Origin of the sequence: Streptomyces sp. NBC_01477, assembly GCF_036227245.1 — a bacterium.
Taxonomy (GTDB): Bacteria; Actinomycetota; Actinomycetes; order Streptomycetales; family Streptomycetaceae; genus Actinacidiphila.
On record NZ_CP109445.1, the window covers coordinates 2,667,800 to 2,686,228 of the forward strand.

Consider the following 18,429-nt stretch of genomic DNA (forward strand, 5'->3'; position numbering starts at 1 on the left):
GCGTATCCTGCGCAACACCTTGACGCCGGATGAGGGAGGTACTAGAAAACTCCCTGCTCGAAGAGAGCGCTCTCAAGCACGTCCCAGCGGAACGCTCGGCACCCCCCACAGGGCTCATCGGGACAGGAGACCACGCATGTCCAGCGGACACGCACCAACACCCCCATCGGCGCGGGAGCACTCGGCAGGCCGCCCCACCGGCCTGCGCCGGCTGCGCGGCAGGGCGCGGCTGACGCTCGCCGCCCTCACCGTCGGCGCGCTCAGCCTGACCGGGCTCGCGGTCGCCGCGGCGCCCGGCGGCGCGGCCACCCCGACGGCCGTGGCGCCGGCGCTCGCACCGGCCGTGGCACCCGCCGCGATCCCGGCGCCGCCGGCCGGCTTCACCACCACCTGGAGCGACGACTTCAGCGGCGGCGCCAACACCGGCGTGAACGGCGCCGACTGGAAGTACGACACCGGTCCCGGCAGCAGCTTCGGCACCGGCGAGATCGAGACGATGACCAACAGCACGTCCAACGTCTTCCAGGACGGCAACGGCCATCTGGTCCTCAAGGCCCTGCACAGCGGCACCGACCCGCGCTCCGGCTGGACGTCGGGCCGGATCGAGACGCAGTCGTCGTCCTTCGGCGCGCCCGCGGGCGGCGTGGTGATGATGCAGTCCTCGATCCAGCAGCCGAACCTGACGACCGCCAACGGGGCCGGCTACTGGCCGGCGTTCTGGATGCTCGGCTCGACGCTGCGCAGCGGCGTCGGCTGGCCGACGTCCGGCGAGGTCGACATCCTGGAGGACATCAACTCCCGCAGCTCCGTCTTCGGCACCCTGCACTGCGGGGTCAGCCCGGGCGGCCCGTGCAACGAGTCCACCGGCATCGGCAGCGGTGAGCGGGCCTGCTCCGGCTGCCAGACCGGCTACCACACCTACGCGGTGCAGATCGACCGCTCGACCTCGCCCGAGCAGATCCGCTGGTACCTGGACGGCGCCAACTACTTCACCGTGAACTCCACCCAGGTGGACGCCACGACCTGGGCGAACGCGGTGGACCACCCGTTCTTCATCATCTACGACCTGGCGATGGGCGGCGGCTTCCCCGACGCCTTCGGCGGCGGCCCGAACGCCGCCACCGTCTCCGGCGGCCAGATGAACATCGACTACGTGGCCGTCTACAACAAGGGCCCGGGCAGCACCACCCCGCCGCCCGCCGGCGGCAACCTCTCGCAGGGGAAGACGGCCACCGCGTCCTCGACCGAGAACGCCGGCTTCCCGGCCTCGGCCGCCGTGGACGGCAACACCGGCACCCGCTGGTCCAGCGCCTTCGGCGACCCGCAGTGGCTCCAGGTGGACCTGGGCGCGAGCCACACCATCAGCCAGGTCAAGCTCAACTGGGAGGCGGCCTACGGCAAGGCCTTCCAGATCCAGACCTCGGCCAACGGGACCACCTGGAACACCGTCTACACCACGACCACGGGCACCGGCGGCAACCAGACGCTCAATGTCACCGGAACAGGCCGCTACGTACGGGTCTACGGCACACAGCGGGCCACCGCGTACGGGTATTCGCTGTACGAGTTCCAGGTGTTCGGCAGCTGAGCACCGCCGGCCGCTGAGCACCGCGGCACCCGCCTGACGGGCGGGCCGGACTCCGGTCCGGCCCGCCCGTCATCGGTGCGGGTGGACGGGGCGGCCCCGGGGACGGGGGGCAGGGCTCCAGGACGATCTGCAGTCGGGAACCCGAGGGGTACAGGACGGCACGCCGTCCGGCACTCCCCATCGTCGCCGCCCGCCGCCGTACCCGCTCGGGAACCCGGGGAAGACCCGGGGTCGCGAAGACCACATGCCGCAGCAGCAGGAAGCGCGCCACCCCGGCGAGGCCGGAGGCGGCGAGGTAGACGCCCTGCCGCAGCAGCACACCGCCGGCCGGGTGGAATCCGTCGAAGGCGAGCATGGCCCCGGTGGTGAAGGCGTACGACAGCGCGACGGTGAGCCCGCCGGCCGCGTGGTCGCTCCAGCCCGCCCGGCCGCGCCCGAAGGTGAAGCGCCCGTGCAGCTCGGTGGCCAGGACGGTGGAGGCGACGGTGACCACGGCGTTGGCGACCGCGAAGGGCACCCGGTGGCCGATCAGCAGCAGCGCACCGCTCGCCAGCAGGGTGACACCGCCGCCGCAGATCACAAAGCGCACGAAGGCGGCCACCGGTCCGCTGCGTGCCGTCGGCGCCGCCATGGTCAACTCCTCGGTCGGGGGCGGTCGCTGGGCGGCGACCGGCTCATGGACGACTCTGTCGCAGCGGACGGCCCCGGCCCATCCGGTCCATCCCCCATTACGGACTGGGGCTACCCCCACTCCCGTCTCGGGGTCATACCCGAGTCACCATGCCAATGAGAATATTAGAAGCTTGTAAGGAGAATTTCCCGTGATTTATAAGGCGAGTGGCGCACATCACCCGCATATCACCAGGTGGATTGTCACTTATGCCCGATGTAAGGCGATAAGCGGGGTTGACCCGCCCCGATCCGCGTGCGACAGTCGGGTCAACGGCCGCACGACCCGTGCATGGCCGTTCCACAGGCGCCGCGGACCACACCCCCCCTGCTTCGCGGCGGTCACGAAGAGGCCCTTCCCGCTGTCGTTACCCCGACGCGAAGGGCCTCTTCGCATTCCGCCCGCGGTCCGTTCCCGCCGTCCGGCGCGACTACCGCTCGGGCACCCGCAGTTCGAACCAGGTGGTCTTGCCGCGCGGCTGGAGGTCGACGCCCCAGCGGTCGGACAGCCGGTCCACCAGGAACAGGCCGCGCCCGCTGGTGTCGAGATCGCGCACCGGCAGCAGGCAGGGCAGCGCCCGCGAGGGGTCGCGCACCTCGACCCGCACCCAGCCGCGCCGCCGCCGCATCCGCAGCCCGAAACTGCGCGCACCGGTGTGCCGCACGGCGTTCCCGACCAGCTCGGAGACCAGCAGCTCCACGGTGTCGGCGTACTGCGGCAGCCCCCACATCCGGATCACCGACAGCGCCAGCCGGCGGGCGGTGGAGGCGGATTCGGGGCGCGAGGTCAGATGGACCTCGGCGGCCGACGGGTCGAGGCCCAGCACACCGCCGGCGGCGTCACCGGCCGTATCGGCGCCCTCGGCCAATACCGGTGCGGCGCCCGCGGCGGTCTGTGTGGTCACCCGCTGCGGCTGCTCGGATCCTCCGCTGGCCGCCATGACTTCATCATGGCCGCACCAGCCGCACCATGGGTGCCAACCCAGTGAATTGACGAAGGGGAATGAGGCGTTCCGTCCGGCCGTGTCGGTATATTCCGGTGGCAGGAATCATCGTATGGCGGCCATTCCCACCTGCGGCGTCGGTGACGCCGGCCATCCCGGTGACCGGTGGCGGCCCGTACGCCCTCAAGACTTTCACAAGGTTGCCTCAAGGAAGGCCGCCACCTGCGGGCTACCCCTGTTCGACCGTCCGTACGGGAATCGTACGGATCCCGCCCCGCTGCCGGGTCAGCGGAATTCGGCCTTGCCGGGACCCTGCTCGACGAAGCTGCGCATCCCCGTCTCGCGGTCCGCGGTCGCGAACACCCCGGCGAAGAGGGTGCGTTCGAGGGCCAGACCGGTCTCCAGGTCGGTCGCGAGGCCGACGTCCACCGCCTGCTTGGCGGCCCGCAGCGCGTAGGCGGGACCGCGGGCCAGCCGGGCGGCCCAGGCCAGCGCCCGGGAGTGCACCTCGGCCGCCGGCGCCACCTGGTCGACCAGGCCGATGGCCAGCGCCTCGGCGGCGCCCACCATCCGCCCGGTGAAGATCAGGTCCTTGGCGCGGGACGGGCCGACCAGCCGGGCCAGCCGCTGGGTGCCGCCGGCCCCCGGGATCAGCCCGAGCAGGATCTCCGGCTGGCCCAGCCTGGCGTCCTCCGCGGCGATCCTGATGTCCGCGCACAGCGCCAGCTCGCAGCCGCCGCCGAGCGCGTACCCGGTCACCGCGGCCACCACCGGCTTGGGGATCAGGGCCACCTCGGTGAAGGCCTCCTGGAGCGGCCGGGAGCGGTCGACCATGTCCTCGTACGACATGGCCTGCATCTCCGGGATGTCCGCGCCCGCCGCGAACACCTTCTCGCCGCCCCACAGCACCACCGCCCGTACGTCGGGCCGCGCCCCGGCCTCCCGGGCGACCTCCCTGAGGCGGTCCTGCGTGGCGCTGTCCAGGGCGTTCATCGGCGGCCGGTCCAACCGGATCGTACCGACGCCGTCGTCGACTTCGAGGGTCACAGTCATGCACGCGAGACTACGACGAACCCCGCGCGGGCAGGCACCGCGGGCGGCCGGACGCGCTCAGTCCTTCCACTGGCTCCAGGGCATGTTCCAGCCGTTCAGGCCGTTGTACCACTGCACCGTCTTGTCCTTGGAGTTGACGACCTGGACCACGTCGCCGACCAGCGAGCTGTCGTAGAACCAGGCGGCGGGCGTGCTCGCGTCACCGGCGCCGCGGGTGTCGCGCATGCCGATGCAGCCGTGGCTGGTGTTGCTCTTGCCGAAGACCGAGGGCGCGGCCCAGTAGTTGCCGTGGATGAAGGTGCCCGAGTTGGTCAGCCGCATCGCGTGCGGCACGTCCTTGATGTCGTACTCGCCGCCGAAGCCGACCGTGTCGCCGTTCATCCGGGTGGTGATGTACTTCTCGGAGATCACCATCTTGCCGTTGTAGGTGGTGTGCTCCGGTGCGCCCGAGGAGATCGAGATGGTCTTGACCGCCTTGTTGTCGCGGTAGACGGTCATCGAGTGCTTCGCCGCGTCCACGACGCTGACCTGGCGGCGGCCGATGGTGAAGTGCACCTGCTTCTGCTGCTTGCCGTAGACGCCGGGGGCGCCCTCGACGCCCTTGAGGTCCAGATCGAGGGTGACCCTGGTGCCGGCCGCCCAGTATTCGGCGGGGCGGATGTACAGCTCCTGGCTGCCGTTCCAGCGGGCGGCGACCGGGACGGACGGGGAGGCGGTCACCTTGACGCCGTCCTCGACGGCCTTCTTGTCGGTGATCGGCCGGTTGAACCTGAGGTAGACCTCCATGCCGACGCCCACCGTGGAACCGTCCTCCGGCGTGAAGTAGCCGACGAAGGTGTCCTTCGGGGTGACCGTGGTGAAGGTCGAGTGCTTGTCGGACTCGTGGCCCGCCGGGTCCGTGGCGGTGGCGTCCACCGTGTACTGCGTCGAGGTGTTCAGGTGGCCGGTCGGGGTCCAGCCGAGCCCGTCGGCGCTGATCTCGCCGGGCACCGCGCCGCCCTTGTCGTCCTTGACCACGACGGTGGACAGCTTGCCGCCGGTCGCGGCGACCTTGAGGGTGCCGGTGGTGGCCACGTCGTCGGCGCCGTCGTTGGGCGCGATGGAGACCACCGCGGTCGAGGCGACGGTGTCCGCGGTGGCCGTCGCACCGCCGGCCGGCGCCTTGGGGTCACCGGCCGAGTCGCCGCCGCTCCCGCCGCCGCTGCAGGCGGTCACGAGCAGCAGCAGCGCGCCGAGCGCGAGCGCCGTCACGTTTCTCCTGACGCCAGGCGCCACACCTATCGGCTTCAATTCCGCTTCTCCCATGCCCGCTACCCGCGCTCACTGCCCTGGACTCCCCCGGGATGGCGCTAGACAACCACACCTTGGGCATGCTCGGGCACACGGGTATGTCACCATTGCGTCCCAGATATCTGTGTACCCGGGTGCGGCGCGCGCCAGCCGCCCCGGCACCGGTCGTACGGACGTGCTGACCGCCGTACGCACCCGGACGTATCAGCCCTTGCGCGGCCCGCCCGGCTGGGACGGGCGGGGCCTCGGCTCGGTACTGCACGCCATCTTCCGGCAGTCGGGGTTCGAGCAGGACATGTGCGTCACTCCTTGCTGTCGTGCAGTCGTACAACCGTGTCCGCCGGCACCGCAGGAGGTCGCGGCGCCGGACACGTGGTTGTCAAGATCGACGCACGACGGAGTGATTCGGTTCCATCTGTCGGAAGTTCACAGGTGAGGAACGGCGATTCCGGGGGTTACAGCGCCGAACCGGCGGTCCACTGCGGCCAGGTCAGGTTCCAGCCGCTCATGCCGTTGTCGGCGGCGACCGTCGTGTCGTGGGAGTTGACGACCCGGATCGGGTCGCCGACCATCGAGTGGTCGAAGAACCAGCCGGCCGGGGTGTCGGCACCGCCGCCCTTGGCGTCCAGCAGGCCGATGCAGCCGTGGCTGGTGTTGCTGTTGCCGAAGACCGAGGGCGCGGCCCAGTAGTTGCCGTGGATGAAAGTGCCCGAGCGGGTCAGCCGCATCGCGTGCGGCACGTCGGGGATGTCGTACTCGCCGCCGAAGCCGACGGTCCTGCTGTCCATCCGGGTCACCGCGAACTTCTCGGCGATCACCATGACGCCGTTGTACGTGGTGTGGCCCGGGGCGCCGGCGGAGACGTCGAGGCTGCGGACGACCCGGCCGCCGCGGCGCACGGTCATGGTGTGCGTCGCGGCGTCGACCGTGGAGCGCTGGTCGCGGCCGATGGTGAAGTGCACGTCCTTGGACTGGGTGCCGTAGACGCCGGGCGCGGCCTCCACGTCCCGCAGCCGCAGCCGCAGGGTGACCCGGCTGCCGGGCTGCCAGTAGTCGGCCGGGCGCAGGTCGAGCCGCTGGTCGCCGAACCAGTGGCCGACGACGGCCGCGGCGGGCTCCGCGCCGACGGTGACGGCCCTTTCGACCGCGGCCCGGTCGGCGATCGGGCGGCTGAAGCGCAGGGACACGATCATGCCGTCGCCGACGGTGGCGCCGTCCTCGGGTGTGAAGAAGCCGATCACGGTGTGCTGCGGCACCACGGTGGTGAAGACGGCGTGCCGGGCCGCCGCGCGGCCCTGCGGGTCGACCGCGAGGGCGTCCACCGTGTACTGCGTGGCCAGCGAGAGCCGCCCGGCGGGCCGCCAGCTGCGCCCGTCCGCGGCCAGCGCCCCCGCCACCGGTGTGCCGTCCGCGGCCTTCGCGGTGACCTCGGTGAGGGTGCCGTCCTCGACGGTCACGCCGAGCGCGCCCTCGGCGGCGACGTCCTTGGCGCCGTCGCCGGGCGCGACCGTGATCACCGCCCGGGAGAGCCGGGACCCGGCCCGGTCCGCCGGTTTGCCGTCGGGACCGCCGCCGGTGGCTCCCGTACCGCAGCCGGCGATCACCAACGCGCACAGCACCGCACCCGTACCCGCGCGCACCGCGCGCCTCACTGCATTCCTCACGTCCCGTCAACGACGCCACCGCCGCCGGGGAAACGCGCCACGCGGCGCGTATCCGCCGGGTATCCGCGCAGGGCAGCCGCCCGCCGGTGGTGAAACCGGGCCCCCAGGTGGGAAGGAAAGGGGCAGGGACACGGCGGGCCGCCGGGCACGGGACGCCCAGGCGACGCCACAGCCGTGTCCGAGCCGTGGGAGGAAACACGTGTCGGAGACACGCCAGTTCGGCATATCCGGGCGGGCGCAGGGCCGCCCCCCGCTGCCTGCCGCGGCACCGGAGCCGGCCGGCGACGTCGCCGTCGAGGACGGCCGCGGCCCGGACGGCGACGGCCGCCGCGCGCCCGGCAGCGCCTCCGGCAGCGCGGCCGGCACCCTCGCCGCTCCCCCGCCGCCGCGTACCGCCCAGGTCACCACCGGCCGCCGCCCGCGCTCCGCGCCGCGGCAGGCCAAGGTGTGGCCCGGGTCGCCGCAGCCGCTCGGCGCCCGCTTCCACACCGGACCCGGCGGGCGTACCGGCACCAACTTCGCGCTGTGGGCGGGCGGCGCGGAAGCCGTCGAGGTGTGCCTGTTCGCCCCCGACGGCACCGAGACCCGCGCGCCGCTGACCGAGCTGACGCACGAGGTGTGGCACGGCTTCGTACCGGGTGTGCAGCCGGGCCAGCGGTACGGCTACCGGGTCGACGGGCGCTGGGACCCGTGGACGGGCGCCCGGTGGAATCCGGCGAAGCTGCTGCTCGACCCGTACGCACGGGCGGTGGACGGCGACTTCGAGCTGGTCCCCGAGGTCTACGGGCACGCCCGGGACTGGCCGGAGCGGTCGGTCGCCGACACCGTGCGCGACGACCGGGACTCGGCGCCCTTCGTACCCAAGGGCGTGGTGGTGGACGACGATGACGACTGGGTGGACGACCACCGCCCGAAGACCCCCTGGGCCGACACGGTGATCTACGAGCTGCACGTGCGCGGCTTCACCCAGCGCCATCCCGGCATCCCCCCTGAGCTGCGCGGCACGTACGCCGGGCTCGCGCACCCGGCGGCGATCGCGCATCTGACCGGCCTCGGGGTGACGGCCGTCGAACTGCTGCCGGTGCACCAGTTCGCGCACGAGGACCACCTGGAGCGGCGGGGCCTGCGCAACTACTGGGGCTACAACTCGATCGGCTACTTCGCCCCGCACGCCGCCTACAGTGCCAGCGGCTCGGGCGGCCAGCAGGTGGGCGAGTTCAAGCGGATGGTGCGGGCACTGCACGCGGCCGGCATCGAGGTGATCCTCGACGTGGTCTACAACCACACCGCGGAGGGCGGCCAGGGCGGTCCCACGCTGTCGCTGCGCGGCATCGACAACCGCACCTACTACCGGCTCGGCGACGACCCGCGCGGCTACGCCGACTACACCGGCTGCGGCAACACCCTGGCCGTCACCCAGCCGCACGTGCTGCGGCTGATCACCGACTCGCTGCGCTACTGGGTGACCGAGATGGGCGTCGACGGCTTCCGCTTCGACCTCGCGGCGGCGCTGGCCCGCTCGATGCACGACGTCGACATGCTCTCGCCCTTCCTCGCGGTGATCGCCCAGGACCCGGTCCTGCGCCGGGTCAAGCTGATCGCCGAGCCGTGGGACGTCGGCGCGGGCGGCTACCAGGTGGGCGCCTTCCCGCCGCTGTGGACCGAGTGGAACGACCGCTACCGCGACACCGTCAGGGACTTCTGGCGCGGCGCCACCTCCGACGTGCGCGACCTCGGCTACCGGCTGTCCGGGTCGAGCGACCTCTACGACTGGGGCGGCCGGCGCCCGTACGCGTCCGTGAACTTCGTGACCGCGCACGACGGTTTCACCCTGCGCGACCTGGTGAGCCACCAGCGCAAGCACAACGCGGCCAACGGCGAGGACGGCAGGGACGGCACCGACGACAACAGGTCCTGGAACTGCGGGGCCGAGGGACCCACCGCGGACCCGGCCGTCGAGGCGCTGCGCCGCCGCCAGTCGCGCAACCTGCTGTCCACGCTGCTGCTGTCGACCGGGGTGCCGATGCTGGTCGCGGGCGACGAGATGGGCCGCACGCAGGGCGGCAACAACAACGCGTACTGCCAGGACAACGAGACCAGCTGGGTGGACTGGTCGCTGCTGGCGGAGCCGGGCTGGGCCGCGCTGCGCGATCTGGCCGCCCGGCTGATCGCGCTGCGCCGGGCGCATCCGGTGCTGCGCAGCGGCGGCTTCTTCTCCGGGCTGGCGTCCGCGCCCGAGGGGCTGCGCGATGTGGCGTGGTTCGGCGCGGACGGGCAGGAGCTGACCGACGAGCAGTGGTTCGCGCTGTCCGCGACGCTGGGGATGTACCTGTCGGGCGCCGACATCGCGCACCGGGACGCCCGGGGCGAGCCGGTGGTGGACGACAGCTTCCTGCTGATCGTGCACGCCGACCACCGCCCGGTCGCCTTCACCCTGCCGGGCATGCCGTGGGGCACGTCGTACGAGCTGCTGCTCGACACCACCGCCGAGTCCCAGTCGGCCCCGCCCCCGGCCCCGCCCGCCCCGGCGGGCGCGGCGATCCGGGTCGGCGCGCGCTCGGTCCGGCTCTACCGGGCGGTGCGGGACGGGGCGGAGTCGGGAAACTGAGGCACGCGGGGCCGCTCCGCCGCCCGCGCTCGGCGAGGGCGCGGGGCGCTCTGCCATACTGCCGCTCCAGCCGACAGCGCACTGCCATAGGGTCGCGTGACAGGCCGGGAGACGGGGGGCTGCTCCGAAGTGAGCGTGTTACGGGCACTTCTGATCGCCGTGCGGAGCGACCTGGAGCTGGTCGGCGAGGACACCGCGCTGATCAGGGACGCGCTGCTCAGCTCCGGATACGCGGAGTGCGACGTGACGGTCGTGGACTCCGCGAAGCAGACGACCGGGCCCGGTATCTACTCGGCGCTCAACACCTTCCTGGCCCGCTGCCAGGACGGTGACTTCGGCCTCGTCTACTTCTCCGGCCACGGCGTGCGCTTCGACGGCGTCGAATACCTGGTGCCCAGCGACGCCGACCCCGCCGCCGGTGTGCTCAGCCTCGTCCCGGTGGCGCCGGACGTGCTCTTCGGCAAGCTGACCACCGAGGCGACCGTGATGATGTGCCTCGACTCGTGCCGTGACGAGGTGGCCGCCGCAGAGTTCGGGACGCCGCCGAGGCTGCCGACGTCCTCCCGTTCGCGGGAGAACGTCGTCCTGGTCTACGCGTGCGCCCCCGGGCAGCGGGCCATGGGGACGAGTACGGGAAGCTTCCTGGGCCGCGCGCTCGCCGAGGCGCTGGGCGACGACTCGCCGCCGCGCACCGTCGAACAGGTGATCGGCAGCGTGCGGCGGCGCACCCGGCAGATCGCCGGCTATCACGGGCACCTCAGCCACGTCCACGACTGGTGGCTCGGCAATGCCACCGGCGGACCCCCGGTCCAGCACGCAACGCGGGAGATCTGCGGGTCGGGACCCGGCGCGGAGCCGTGGACCGAGGCCGTGCACGACGCGGTGCTGTGGGACAGGATCGCCGACGGCACGGTGGACACCGGACGGCTGAAGGACCTGCTCAGCCAGCTGATCGAGAAGGTCCTCGCCATCCGTCGGGATGCCAACCGGGAGAACAAAGCGGGCCAGGACCCCTGGGACGACCCCTCCTACCCAGGACGCGTCATCCGGCAGCTCAACCGCCTCGTGCCGGCCGCCCCTGTGGGGCGGCTCAGCGCGCTGGAAGTGGTCACGCTGCTGGCGACGCCCTTCGTCCGGGAGGCGGCCGTCGCGTGCGGCCGCCGGGCGCTCGCGGAGCTGTACCCGCCGCAGGGGCCGGGCGCGGACGACGGGGATTCGGCCGGCCGGGGCGGCGGTGACGCGCGGCGGCATCTCGCGGACGACATGGTGGACGTCCGCAGGGCCTTCGGCCAGATCGAGGCCAAACGCGTCAGGCTGCTGAACGCCGGCGCCCACGCTCCCGCGGTGGCCGCCGAGCAGTGGCTGCGCCACCGGCTGCTGGCCGGCTGGGACCAGCTCTGGGACCAGCTGCGGGAGCCGCCCGCCGGCACCGGGCATTCCCTCGGCGCCCTGGACAGCCTGCCGGGCGTCATCGACCGGCTGACCGACGCCGCCGCGTATGCCGCGGGGTTGGGCTCGCGGCCCGCCCCGCGCAGCCGCGACCGGCTGCGCTCGGCGGTCTTCCAGGTGGTCTCGCAGATGCGCACCCGCCCGGCGGACACCGCGCCGAGCGGTGAGAGCTGGCAGACCAGGCTCGCACGGCTGCTGGGCATGAGCGACCACAGCAGGTTCTGGCGGCCGAAACCGCTGGCGGAGCTGCTGTACATGGCCGAACTCCTCGCGATCGACGCCCGGTTGCTCGACGGCATCGTCGTGGACCACCTGGGAGTGGCACACCACAAGGTGGAGCCGGGGGACGTGGTGGCCCAGGTCGGCGACAGCGAGTTCCGCCCCGTCGACCACGGCCGCCCGGCCGCGTCCCGCGAGGTGGCGCCGACCGGTCCCGCCGACTGGACGCTGGACGCCGAGTGCAGAAGCGCCGCCCTGCACGTGGCGCTGGAGCGCCAGGCCGACGCCGCAGGCGCCGCCGCGCGGAACGTGTACAAGGCCCAGCCCGACGAGGACCTGCTCTCCGCGCTGCCCAAGCACATCAACACCGACGCCCTGGAGCCGGCGGACGACAGCTACTACGAGGCACCGCCGCCGCGTTTCCAGCTTGCCGAGGACGGCGTCAAGCCCCTCATCATGGGCACCCAGCTCTACGGTGACCACAAGCTCGCCATCCGCGAGCTGTACCAGAACGCGCTCGACGCGTGCCGGCGCCGCCAGGCGCGGCAGCAGTACGCCGCGCTCGACGGCGGAGGCGGGAGCGACCGTCCCGGCGTCAGCGAACTGGCCGACTACACGGTCACTTTCACCGTCGGCCGGGACCCGGAGGACAACCGGCTCTACGTCGAGTGCAAGGACGACGGCATCGGCATGACCGCCGAGGAGCTGAGCGACCTCTTCGCCCGCGCCGGCCGCCGCAATGAGCAGTCCCCCGCCCGGGTACGGGAACTCCGCCGCTGGCGCCGCAAGGGTGTCGTGCCCGAGCTGAACAGCCGTTTCGGCATCGGGGTCTTCAGCTACTTCATGCTCGCCGAGGAGATCCGGGTCGTCACCCGGCCGGCCGGTGTCACCGGCCAGGGGGCCGGTGGCCCGGGACACCGCGTGGACGTCGTGGCCGATTCCGGGCTCATGCACATCACCACGCATGACGACGGGGAGGTCGGCACCCGCGTCCGGCTCTATCTGCGCCCCGAGTTCAGCGCGGAGCCCCCGTCGGTCATCGACTTCCTCAGCCGCCAGGTCTGGCACAGCCCTGTGGCCATCGTCGTCGACGAGCAGATCGACAGCCGGACCGAGCCCCTCAGGTGGGCCCCCGACGTGCTGCGGGCCGACGACACCCTGCCCGCGATGGCCCGGCAGGACCCCTCGCGGGGCATCTGGTGGGTACAGAACCTGGGCGCACGGCTCGTGGACGGCATCGTCGTGGGAGGGTCCGCGCGGCCCCGTGGTTACGTCATCAATCTGCGTCACCGGCACAAGCCCGTCCTCAGCGCCAGCCGCAACCAGCTGATCGATTTCGCCGAGGACACGGTCTACCAGGACCTCTGCGCCGTCATCGACGAGTTGACGCGGTGGGACCCGATTCCGCTCACGTGGTTGTGGGAACTCGCCGGGGACGATCCGCGGCTGGCCGAAACAGTGGTCGAGCGCCTGCTGTCCGCCCAGGCCACCGTCGCGGTGGAGAGCTGGTACGGCACAGGCGATCGTTCGGTGCGAAGCCTCCACGCCCTTGCCACGCTCGGCTGTCTTCCCCTCGACAGCAGTGACTACCTGAGCGGCCGCGACGAGCCGGAGGGGACGGGCCTGGAGTTCTTCCGTGACTGGCGGTCACAGCTGGTGCGACAGGGTCGGGTACCCGAAGCCGCCATCGGCTTCCCGAAGGGTTTTCCCCGTCCCACGGCACTGGACACACTTCTGTTCCATTGGGCGCGCAGACGCTGGACCCCGGCGGCAGCGGCGCTCCGGGCCGCCGCCGAGAGCGGACACACCCTGCGCACGGCAGTACGGGTGCTGCGCCGGTACGCCGTCGCGGGTATCTGCGTTCCGGCGACCGACGACCTCCGCGGACTCGACGGCGTGACGGGCGACCCGATCCTGGTGGATCTGTACACGGAATACACCGATCAGTACATCTTCCCGGCGAGGGAAGGCATCGCACCGCCGGTTCACGCTCCCCTGCTCCTCACCGCCGCACGGGAGCACCGGACGATCGGAGAGATGGCGGAACTCGTGGGAACGCTCAGGATCTTCGACCCCGGTCTTCCGGAGCCGCCGGATCCAGGGGACCTCGCTCAGCGCATTCCGACGCAGTCCGACTACGAGATCCTGAACGGCGAACTGACCGCTCTGGACGGGCTCCCCCGTGTGGTGACGCCGTCCATCGCGGCCTACGTCGCGAATGTCATGGGTGCGGAGGTGTCGGACGTCGTGGAGGTCGCGCGGCGTTACGCGCGGTTCGGCTACCAGGTGACCGGCAGCTTCGAGGAAGCGCATCTCTCGGACGACGACGTGGAAGCCCTGGGCTTCGGGACGTCGGACGGGCCGTCCCGTCGCCTCAACAGGCCGCTCGACATCCTCGGACTGGTCGTCATGTCGGCGGAGCGCGGTGACGCCGATGTGGCCACCACCGCCGGAGCGGTCCGAGGGACCGCCGAGCGCGTCGGTCTGGGGCTGGCCCTGGACGACGTCCGTCACGCATCGCTCCTGTCCGTGAAAGCCGCCCCGTGGTGGGCCCGTTTCGGCGCGGAGGACGAGCCGACCGGTCGGCCGCTCAGCACCTGGACGGTCCTGCGTGCGCTGTCCGGCGTGCAGCGGCACGCCGGGGTGGACGACGAAGTGCGGGGGGTCAGTGCCCTCGCCGAGGCGGGCGTGGTGGACGCGAGCGCCCCCGACGCGGTCCGCAGATGGCTGGAGAGCGTGCCGGAGGACCGCCCGACACTCCTCGTGAAAACCTCCTGGCACCTGACCTCGTACGGGACGAGCTGGAGCTTCGGCGCCACCTTCGACGTCTCCTCGAACCGGGTGGACACCGCCTTCCTCCTGACGTTGGCCGCGCACCACCGCATCAGCGTCGGCGCGGCGGCCGACTCCGCGCGCGCCGAGGCCGAGCCCTACGGCATCGAGGTGGCGAGCGTTCCCGACGAGTGCCGCGGTCTGCAACCGGATCTCTCCGTGTTCAAGGCGCTGTGCGTGGACGCGAGGAACAGCTGGCTGCCGCAGGTCACGCTGCTGGAGATCCTCCGGTACGCCGACGACTGCGAGATCGACGCCACCACCGCCGCGTCCCGGCTGCGCGCCTACGAACCGCTCGGCGGCCCGCGGCTCCCCGACATCCCCGATGGCGGGACAGGCAGGGAGCAGACCAAGCCCGATCCGGTCGTCCAGAACCTGCTGAGGTACGAACCCCTGCGCGGGGGCACGGTCACCCCGCTCGCCCTCACCGTGACCGCCGTACGGCTGGGCCGCGGGCTGCGGTCGACCTTCCGGGCACTCACCCCGTACACGGCCCTCGGGCTCGTCCTCGTGTGCCAGGAGCCGGCCGACGACGACTGCGAACCCGACTGGCGGGACGTGATCATCCTCAGCCGGCGGCTCACCGGCAGCGAGCCGGCCCTCTCCGGCGAGGTGACCGACGACCATGTCCGGCTGGCGGCGGAGGAGACCGGGTTGGAGGTCGTCGAGGTCCGCGACCGGCTCGCCTGCTACGCGCCGCTCTTCGGCTTCCGGCTGCCACCGGCGGAACCAGCGGAACCAGCGGAACCAGCCGAACCGGCCGAACCGGCCCCCGAGGACGGGAGGAGCGCTCATGCCCGACCATGACGACACCGTGGCGTACCGGGAGCAGCAGGTCGCACCGCCTGGCGATCTGCGCCGTCATACGGACGGCGCCGGCTTCCTGGTGTTCACCGGCACCTGCCCGGTCTGCCACGCCCGGAACAGCTTCTCGCTGGTCGACGTCGTCCCCGGCACTGTCTCCAAGGGCCTGCCGTGGCGGCGGTCGCAGGACGACGGCCCCGGTGAGTGGACAATGGACTGCCGCTGCCCGATCACGCATCCAAGCAATGTCGATGAGTTCTCCGGCTGCGGTGCCTGGTGGACGGTACGGCTTCCGCCGCAGGGGACACCCTGATGGCCACGCCCCCGGGTCCGATGGACCGCACACTGCGGCTGCGGGCGCAGCAGCGGGTGTACGACATGCTCCAGTCGCAGCTGGAGATCGCCCGCCACCAGGCCGAGGGATGGCGCAACTTCCTGGCCACGGCGACCGCGCTGCTCGCGGCGGTCCTCGTGCTCAAGGGCCGGGAGAACGTCGCCGAACTGACGCCGGGCTACCGGCTGGGCGTCGTGGCCACGATGTCGTTCGGGCTGCTGGCCCTGCTGACGTCCGCGTTCACCGCCGCCTCCGCCGTGCACGGCCGGCCGGGCCGGAACCTCAGGCACACCGACGGTACGCAACTGCTGCGGTGGGAGGCGGCGGAGTGCCGGCGTATCGGGCGCCTGGTCAACCGGGCCCGGTGGCTGGCCGTCACGGGGGTGCTGGCCACGGCCGCGGGGGTCATGCTGACGTGGGTGGCGCCCGCGGGTGACAGCGCGGCCGGGTCCGTCACCGTGCACACACGCGACGGAAGCGTGTGCGGCGAGCTGGTCGAACTCGACAGCACCGGCATCACCGTCCGGGTCGCGTCCGCCGCAGGTGCCGCCGGCGCCGCGGCCGGACAGGCCGCGCCCGACACGCTGCGCCGGCTGAGCTGGGGCACGCAGGCCGTGAGCGCGGTCCCCGCGGACAGCTGCTGAGCCGGCCTGCGCGTCCGGGCCCGCCCCGAGTAGCGCCGCGTACGGGTGAGTTCGATCACCGGACCGAATGGCGGGCAATCCACTGGACTCCGCAAGTGGTCCAGTCCACTATGAGCCCGGTGACCTCCTCCGCACCCCGCCCCGGGAAGGCCGCCGCAGTCGCGCGCACCCCGTCGGCGTACCGCCCGCCGGCGGGACCCCTCTGGTCGGTCGACTTCCGGCTCTACTTCACCGCCCGCTCGGTCGCCATGCTCGGCGACACGATGCTGCCCGTCGCCCTGTCCGCGGGCCTGCTCTCCTACGGCTACTCCGCCGGCGACATCGGCCTGGTGATGGCCGCCGCCAGCGCCTGCTTCGCCGGCTTCGTCATCTTCGGCGGGGTGCTGGCCGACCGCTTCAACGCCCGCGCCATGATGATCGGTTCCGACCTGGTCAGGGTCTGCACCCAGTCGACGGCCGCCTTCCTCTTCCTCACCCACAGCGTGCGGCTGTGGGAAGTGCTGGTGATCGCGGTCGTCAACGGCACCTGTGCGGCGACCTTCCAGCCGGGGGTCGCCAGTACGGTGGTGCGGGTCGCGCACGATGTGCAGGGCGCCAACGCGGTGACCAGGACGGCCGAGTCCGCGGCCGGCCTCGCGGGTCCCGCGCTCGCCGGTGTGCTGGTCGGCTTCACCTCGCCCGGCGTCGTCTTCGCGGTGCACGCGGCCACGTATCTGACCAGCGGGCTGTGCCTGCTCTTCCTACGGCTGGCCCCGCCCCCGCCGCGGGCGGCGGCCGACGGGACGGGCACGAGGACGACCTTCCGGGCCGATCTCGGCGAGGGCTGGCGGGAGTTCAGGGCGCGCACCTGGATGTGGGCGGTGATCCTGGTGTGGACGATCTACACCATGTGCGTCATGGGTCCCTTCATCCCGCTGGCCGCGGGCCAGATCATCCCCGCGCACGGCGCCGGGGCGTACGGCCTGGTCAATTCCGCGCTCGGCGCCGGTACCGCGGTGGGCGCGCTGCTGGCGATGCGGCTGCGCGCCGACCGGCCGCTGCGGGCGGGCAGCTTCGGGGTCTTCGCCGTGGCGCTGATGCCCGCGTCGGTCGGCCTCGACCTGCCGGTGGCCGGGATCTGCGGCTGCCTTTTCGTCGCCGGGATCGGCTGGGCGTTCTGGGGCGTCAACTGGGCCACCACCGTGCAGACCCAGGTCCCCGGCGACATCCTCAACCGCATCCACGCCTACGAAGTGGCCGGGTCCGTCGCGATGTTCCCGGTCGGCCAGGCGCTCGCGGGGCCGGCCGCCGCGGTCTTCGGGACCCGCCATGTGCTCCAGGCCGGCGGCGCCATCGCCCTCGCGGTGGGCGGCACCCTGCTGGCGATCCCTGCGGTGCGCGGGCTGCGCAGGGCGGCGCCCTTCACGACCGGACAGGCCGGCCCCTGAACGGCCGGGCAGTCCGCCCCTCCACGGCCGGGCGGGCCGGCCTCTCCACGGCCACGTGAGCAGGCCCCTCCACTGCCGGCAGGACGGCAGGTCGAGGGCCGATTCCCGCCAGATTCGGGCGCTCGGCCCGACCATGATCGAGGGCATGGACACCACCGAATTCGAAGGAAGGACCGCCCTGGTCACCGGGGCCTCGCGCGGTATCGGAGCGGCGGTCGCACTGCGGCTGGCGGAGGGCGGCGCCGATGTGGCGTTCACCTACCGGCACGATGCCACGGCGGCGGAGACCGTGGCCGGCAAGATCCGCGCCCTGGGCCGCAGCGCGCTCGCCCTGCGCGCCGACAGCGGCGACCCGGCCGCGATAGAGAACGCGGTGGACCGCACGGCGGCCGAGTGGGGCCGGCTCGACGTCCTGGTCAACAACGCGGGCGTCTACGTGGTCGGCCCGGTGTCGGACCTGGGCGCGGCGGACTTCGACCGCTCGGTCGCGGTGAACGTGCGCGGCCCCTACCTGGCTGCCAGGGCCGCGGCCCGGCACATGCGCGGCGGCGGCCGGATCATCAGCATCGGCAGCAATGTGGCCGACCGCACCACCTTCCCCGGCCACACCCTCTACGCCCTGACGAAGACCGCGCTGACCGGTATGACCAAGGGCCTCGCCCGGGACCTGGGGCCGCTGGGCATCACCGTGAACCTGCTGCACCCGGGACCGACTGACACCGACGCCAACCCGGCCGGCGGACCGTACGCGGAGACCGTCCGCGGCTTCACCGCCCTGGGCCGCTACGCCACGGCCGACGAGATCGCCGCGGTCGTGGCGCACCTGGCCTCGGACGCGGCCTCGTACGTGACCGGCGCGGTCGTGCACGCGGACGGCGGCTTCACCGTCTGACCGCGGACCCCC

At 72.5% G+C, this 18,429-nt stretch carries 12 protein-coding genes; 7 read left to right on the forward strand and 5 right to left on the reverse strand.

Features of this window, described 5'->3' with window-relative positions; genetic code table 11:
* Positions 1-136 precede the first annotated feature (136 nt).
* Positions 137-1,588, forward strand: a complete 1,452-nt coding sequence (locus OHA86_RS10710; protein ID WP_329174474.1) for a discoidin domain-containing protein — start codon at positions 137-139, stop codon at positions 1,586-1,588.
* Here the strand turns inward: OHA86_RS10710 and OHA86_RS10715 are convergent.
* From OHA86_RS10715 to OHA86_RS10735, 5 genes are all read right to left on the reverse strand, one after another.
* Positions 1,494-2,219, reverse strand: a complete 726-nt coding sequence (locus OHA86_RS10715) for a hypothetical protein (protein WP_329174475.1) — start codon at positions 2,217-2,219, stop codon at positions 1,494-1,496. The genes OHA86_RS10710 and OHA86_RS10715 overlap by 95 nt on opposite strands.
* A gap of 469 nt (positions 2,220-2,688) precedes the next feature.
* The gene (locus tag OHA86_RS10720; RefSeq protein ID WP_329174477.1) at positions 2,689-3,198 is read right to left on the reverse strand and encodes an ATP-binding protein; all 510 of its coding nucleotides are present in this window, start codon (positions 3,196-3,198) and stop codon (positions 2,689-2,691) included.
* Between the two features lie 288 nt (positions 3,199-3,486).
* Positions 3,487-4,254, reverse strand: coding sequence for an enoyl-CoA hydratase/isomerase family protein (locus tag OHA86_RS10725; protein ID WP_329174478.1), 768 nt, complete (start codon positions 4,252-4,254; stop codon positions 3,487-3,489).
* A gap of 57 nt (positions 4,255-4,311) precedes the next feature.
* Positions 4,312-5,559 (reverse strand): L,D-transpeptidase, encoded by a 1,248-nt coding sequence (locus OHA86_RS10730; protein ID WP_329174479.1) that lies wholly within the window; start codon positions 5,557-5,559, stop codon positions 4,312-4,314.
* A gap of 440 nt (positions 5,560-5,999) precedes the next feature.
* Positions 6,000-7,196, reverse strand: coding sequence for a L,D-transpeptidase (locus OHA86_RS10735; protein ID WP_329174481.1), 1,197 nt, complete (start codon positions 7,194-7,196; stop codon positions 6,000-6,002).
* A gap of 211 nt (positions 7,197-7,407) precedes the next feature.
* Between OHA86_RS10735 and glgX the strand changes: the two genes are divergently transcribed.
* The 6 genes from glgX (at position 7,408) to OHA86_RS10765 (ending at position 18,417) form a co-directional block, all read left to right on the forward strand.
* Complete coding sequence (gene glgX / locus OHA86_RS10740) at positions 7,408-9,816, forward strand: glycogen debranching protein GlgX (protein ID WP_329174482.1); 2,409 nt, start codon at positions 7,408-7,410, stop codon at positions 9,814-9,816.
* 135 nt (positions 9,817-9,951) lie between these two features.
* On the forward strand, positions 9,952-15,123 hold the full coding sequence (locus OHA86_RS10745; protein WP_329174484.1) for an HD domain-containing protein: 5,172 nt from the start codon (positions 9,952-9,954) through the stop codon (positions 15,121-15,123).
* Positions 15,110-15,433 (forward strand): hypothetical protein, encoded by a 324-nt coding sequence (locus OHA86_RS10750; RefSeq protein WP_329174486.1) that lies wholly within the window; start codon positions 15,110-15,112, stop codon positions 15,431-15,433. The genes OHA86_RS10745 and OHA86_RS10750 overlap by 14 nt, the downstream gene beginning before the upstream one ends.
* Complete coding sequence (locus tag OHA86_RS10755; RefSeq protein WP_329174487.1) at positions 15,433-16,098, forward strand: hypothetical protein; 666 nt, start codon at positions 15,433-15,435, stop codon at positions 16,096-16,098. Before OHA86_RS10750 ends, OHA86_RS10755 begins: the two co-directional genes overlap by 1 nt.
* Positions 16,099-16,208: 110 nt before the next feature.
* The gene (locus tag OHA86_RS10760; protein WP_443054394.1) at positions 16,209-17,525 is read left to right on the forward strand and encodes an MFS transporter; all 1,317 of its coding nucleotides are present in this window, start codon (positions 16,209-16,211) and stop codon (positions 17,523-17,525) included.
* Between the two features lie 145 nt (positions 17,526-17,670).
* On the forward strand, positions 17,671-18,417 hold the full coding sequence (locus tag OHA86_RS10765) for an SDR family NAD(P)-dependent oxidoreductase (RefSeq protein WP_329174491.1): 747 nt from the start codon (positions 17,671-17,673) through the stop codon (positions 18,415-18,417).
* The last annotated feature ends 12 nt before the right edge of the window (positions 18,418-18,429 follow it).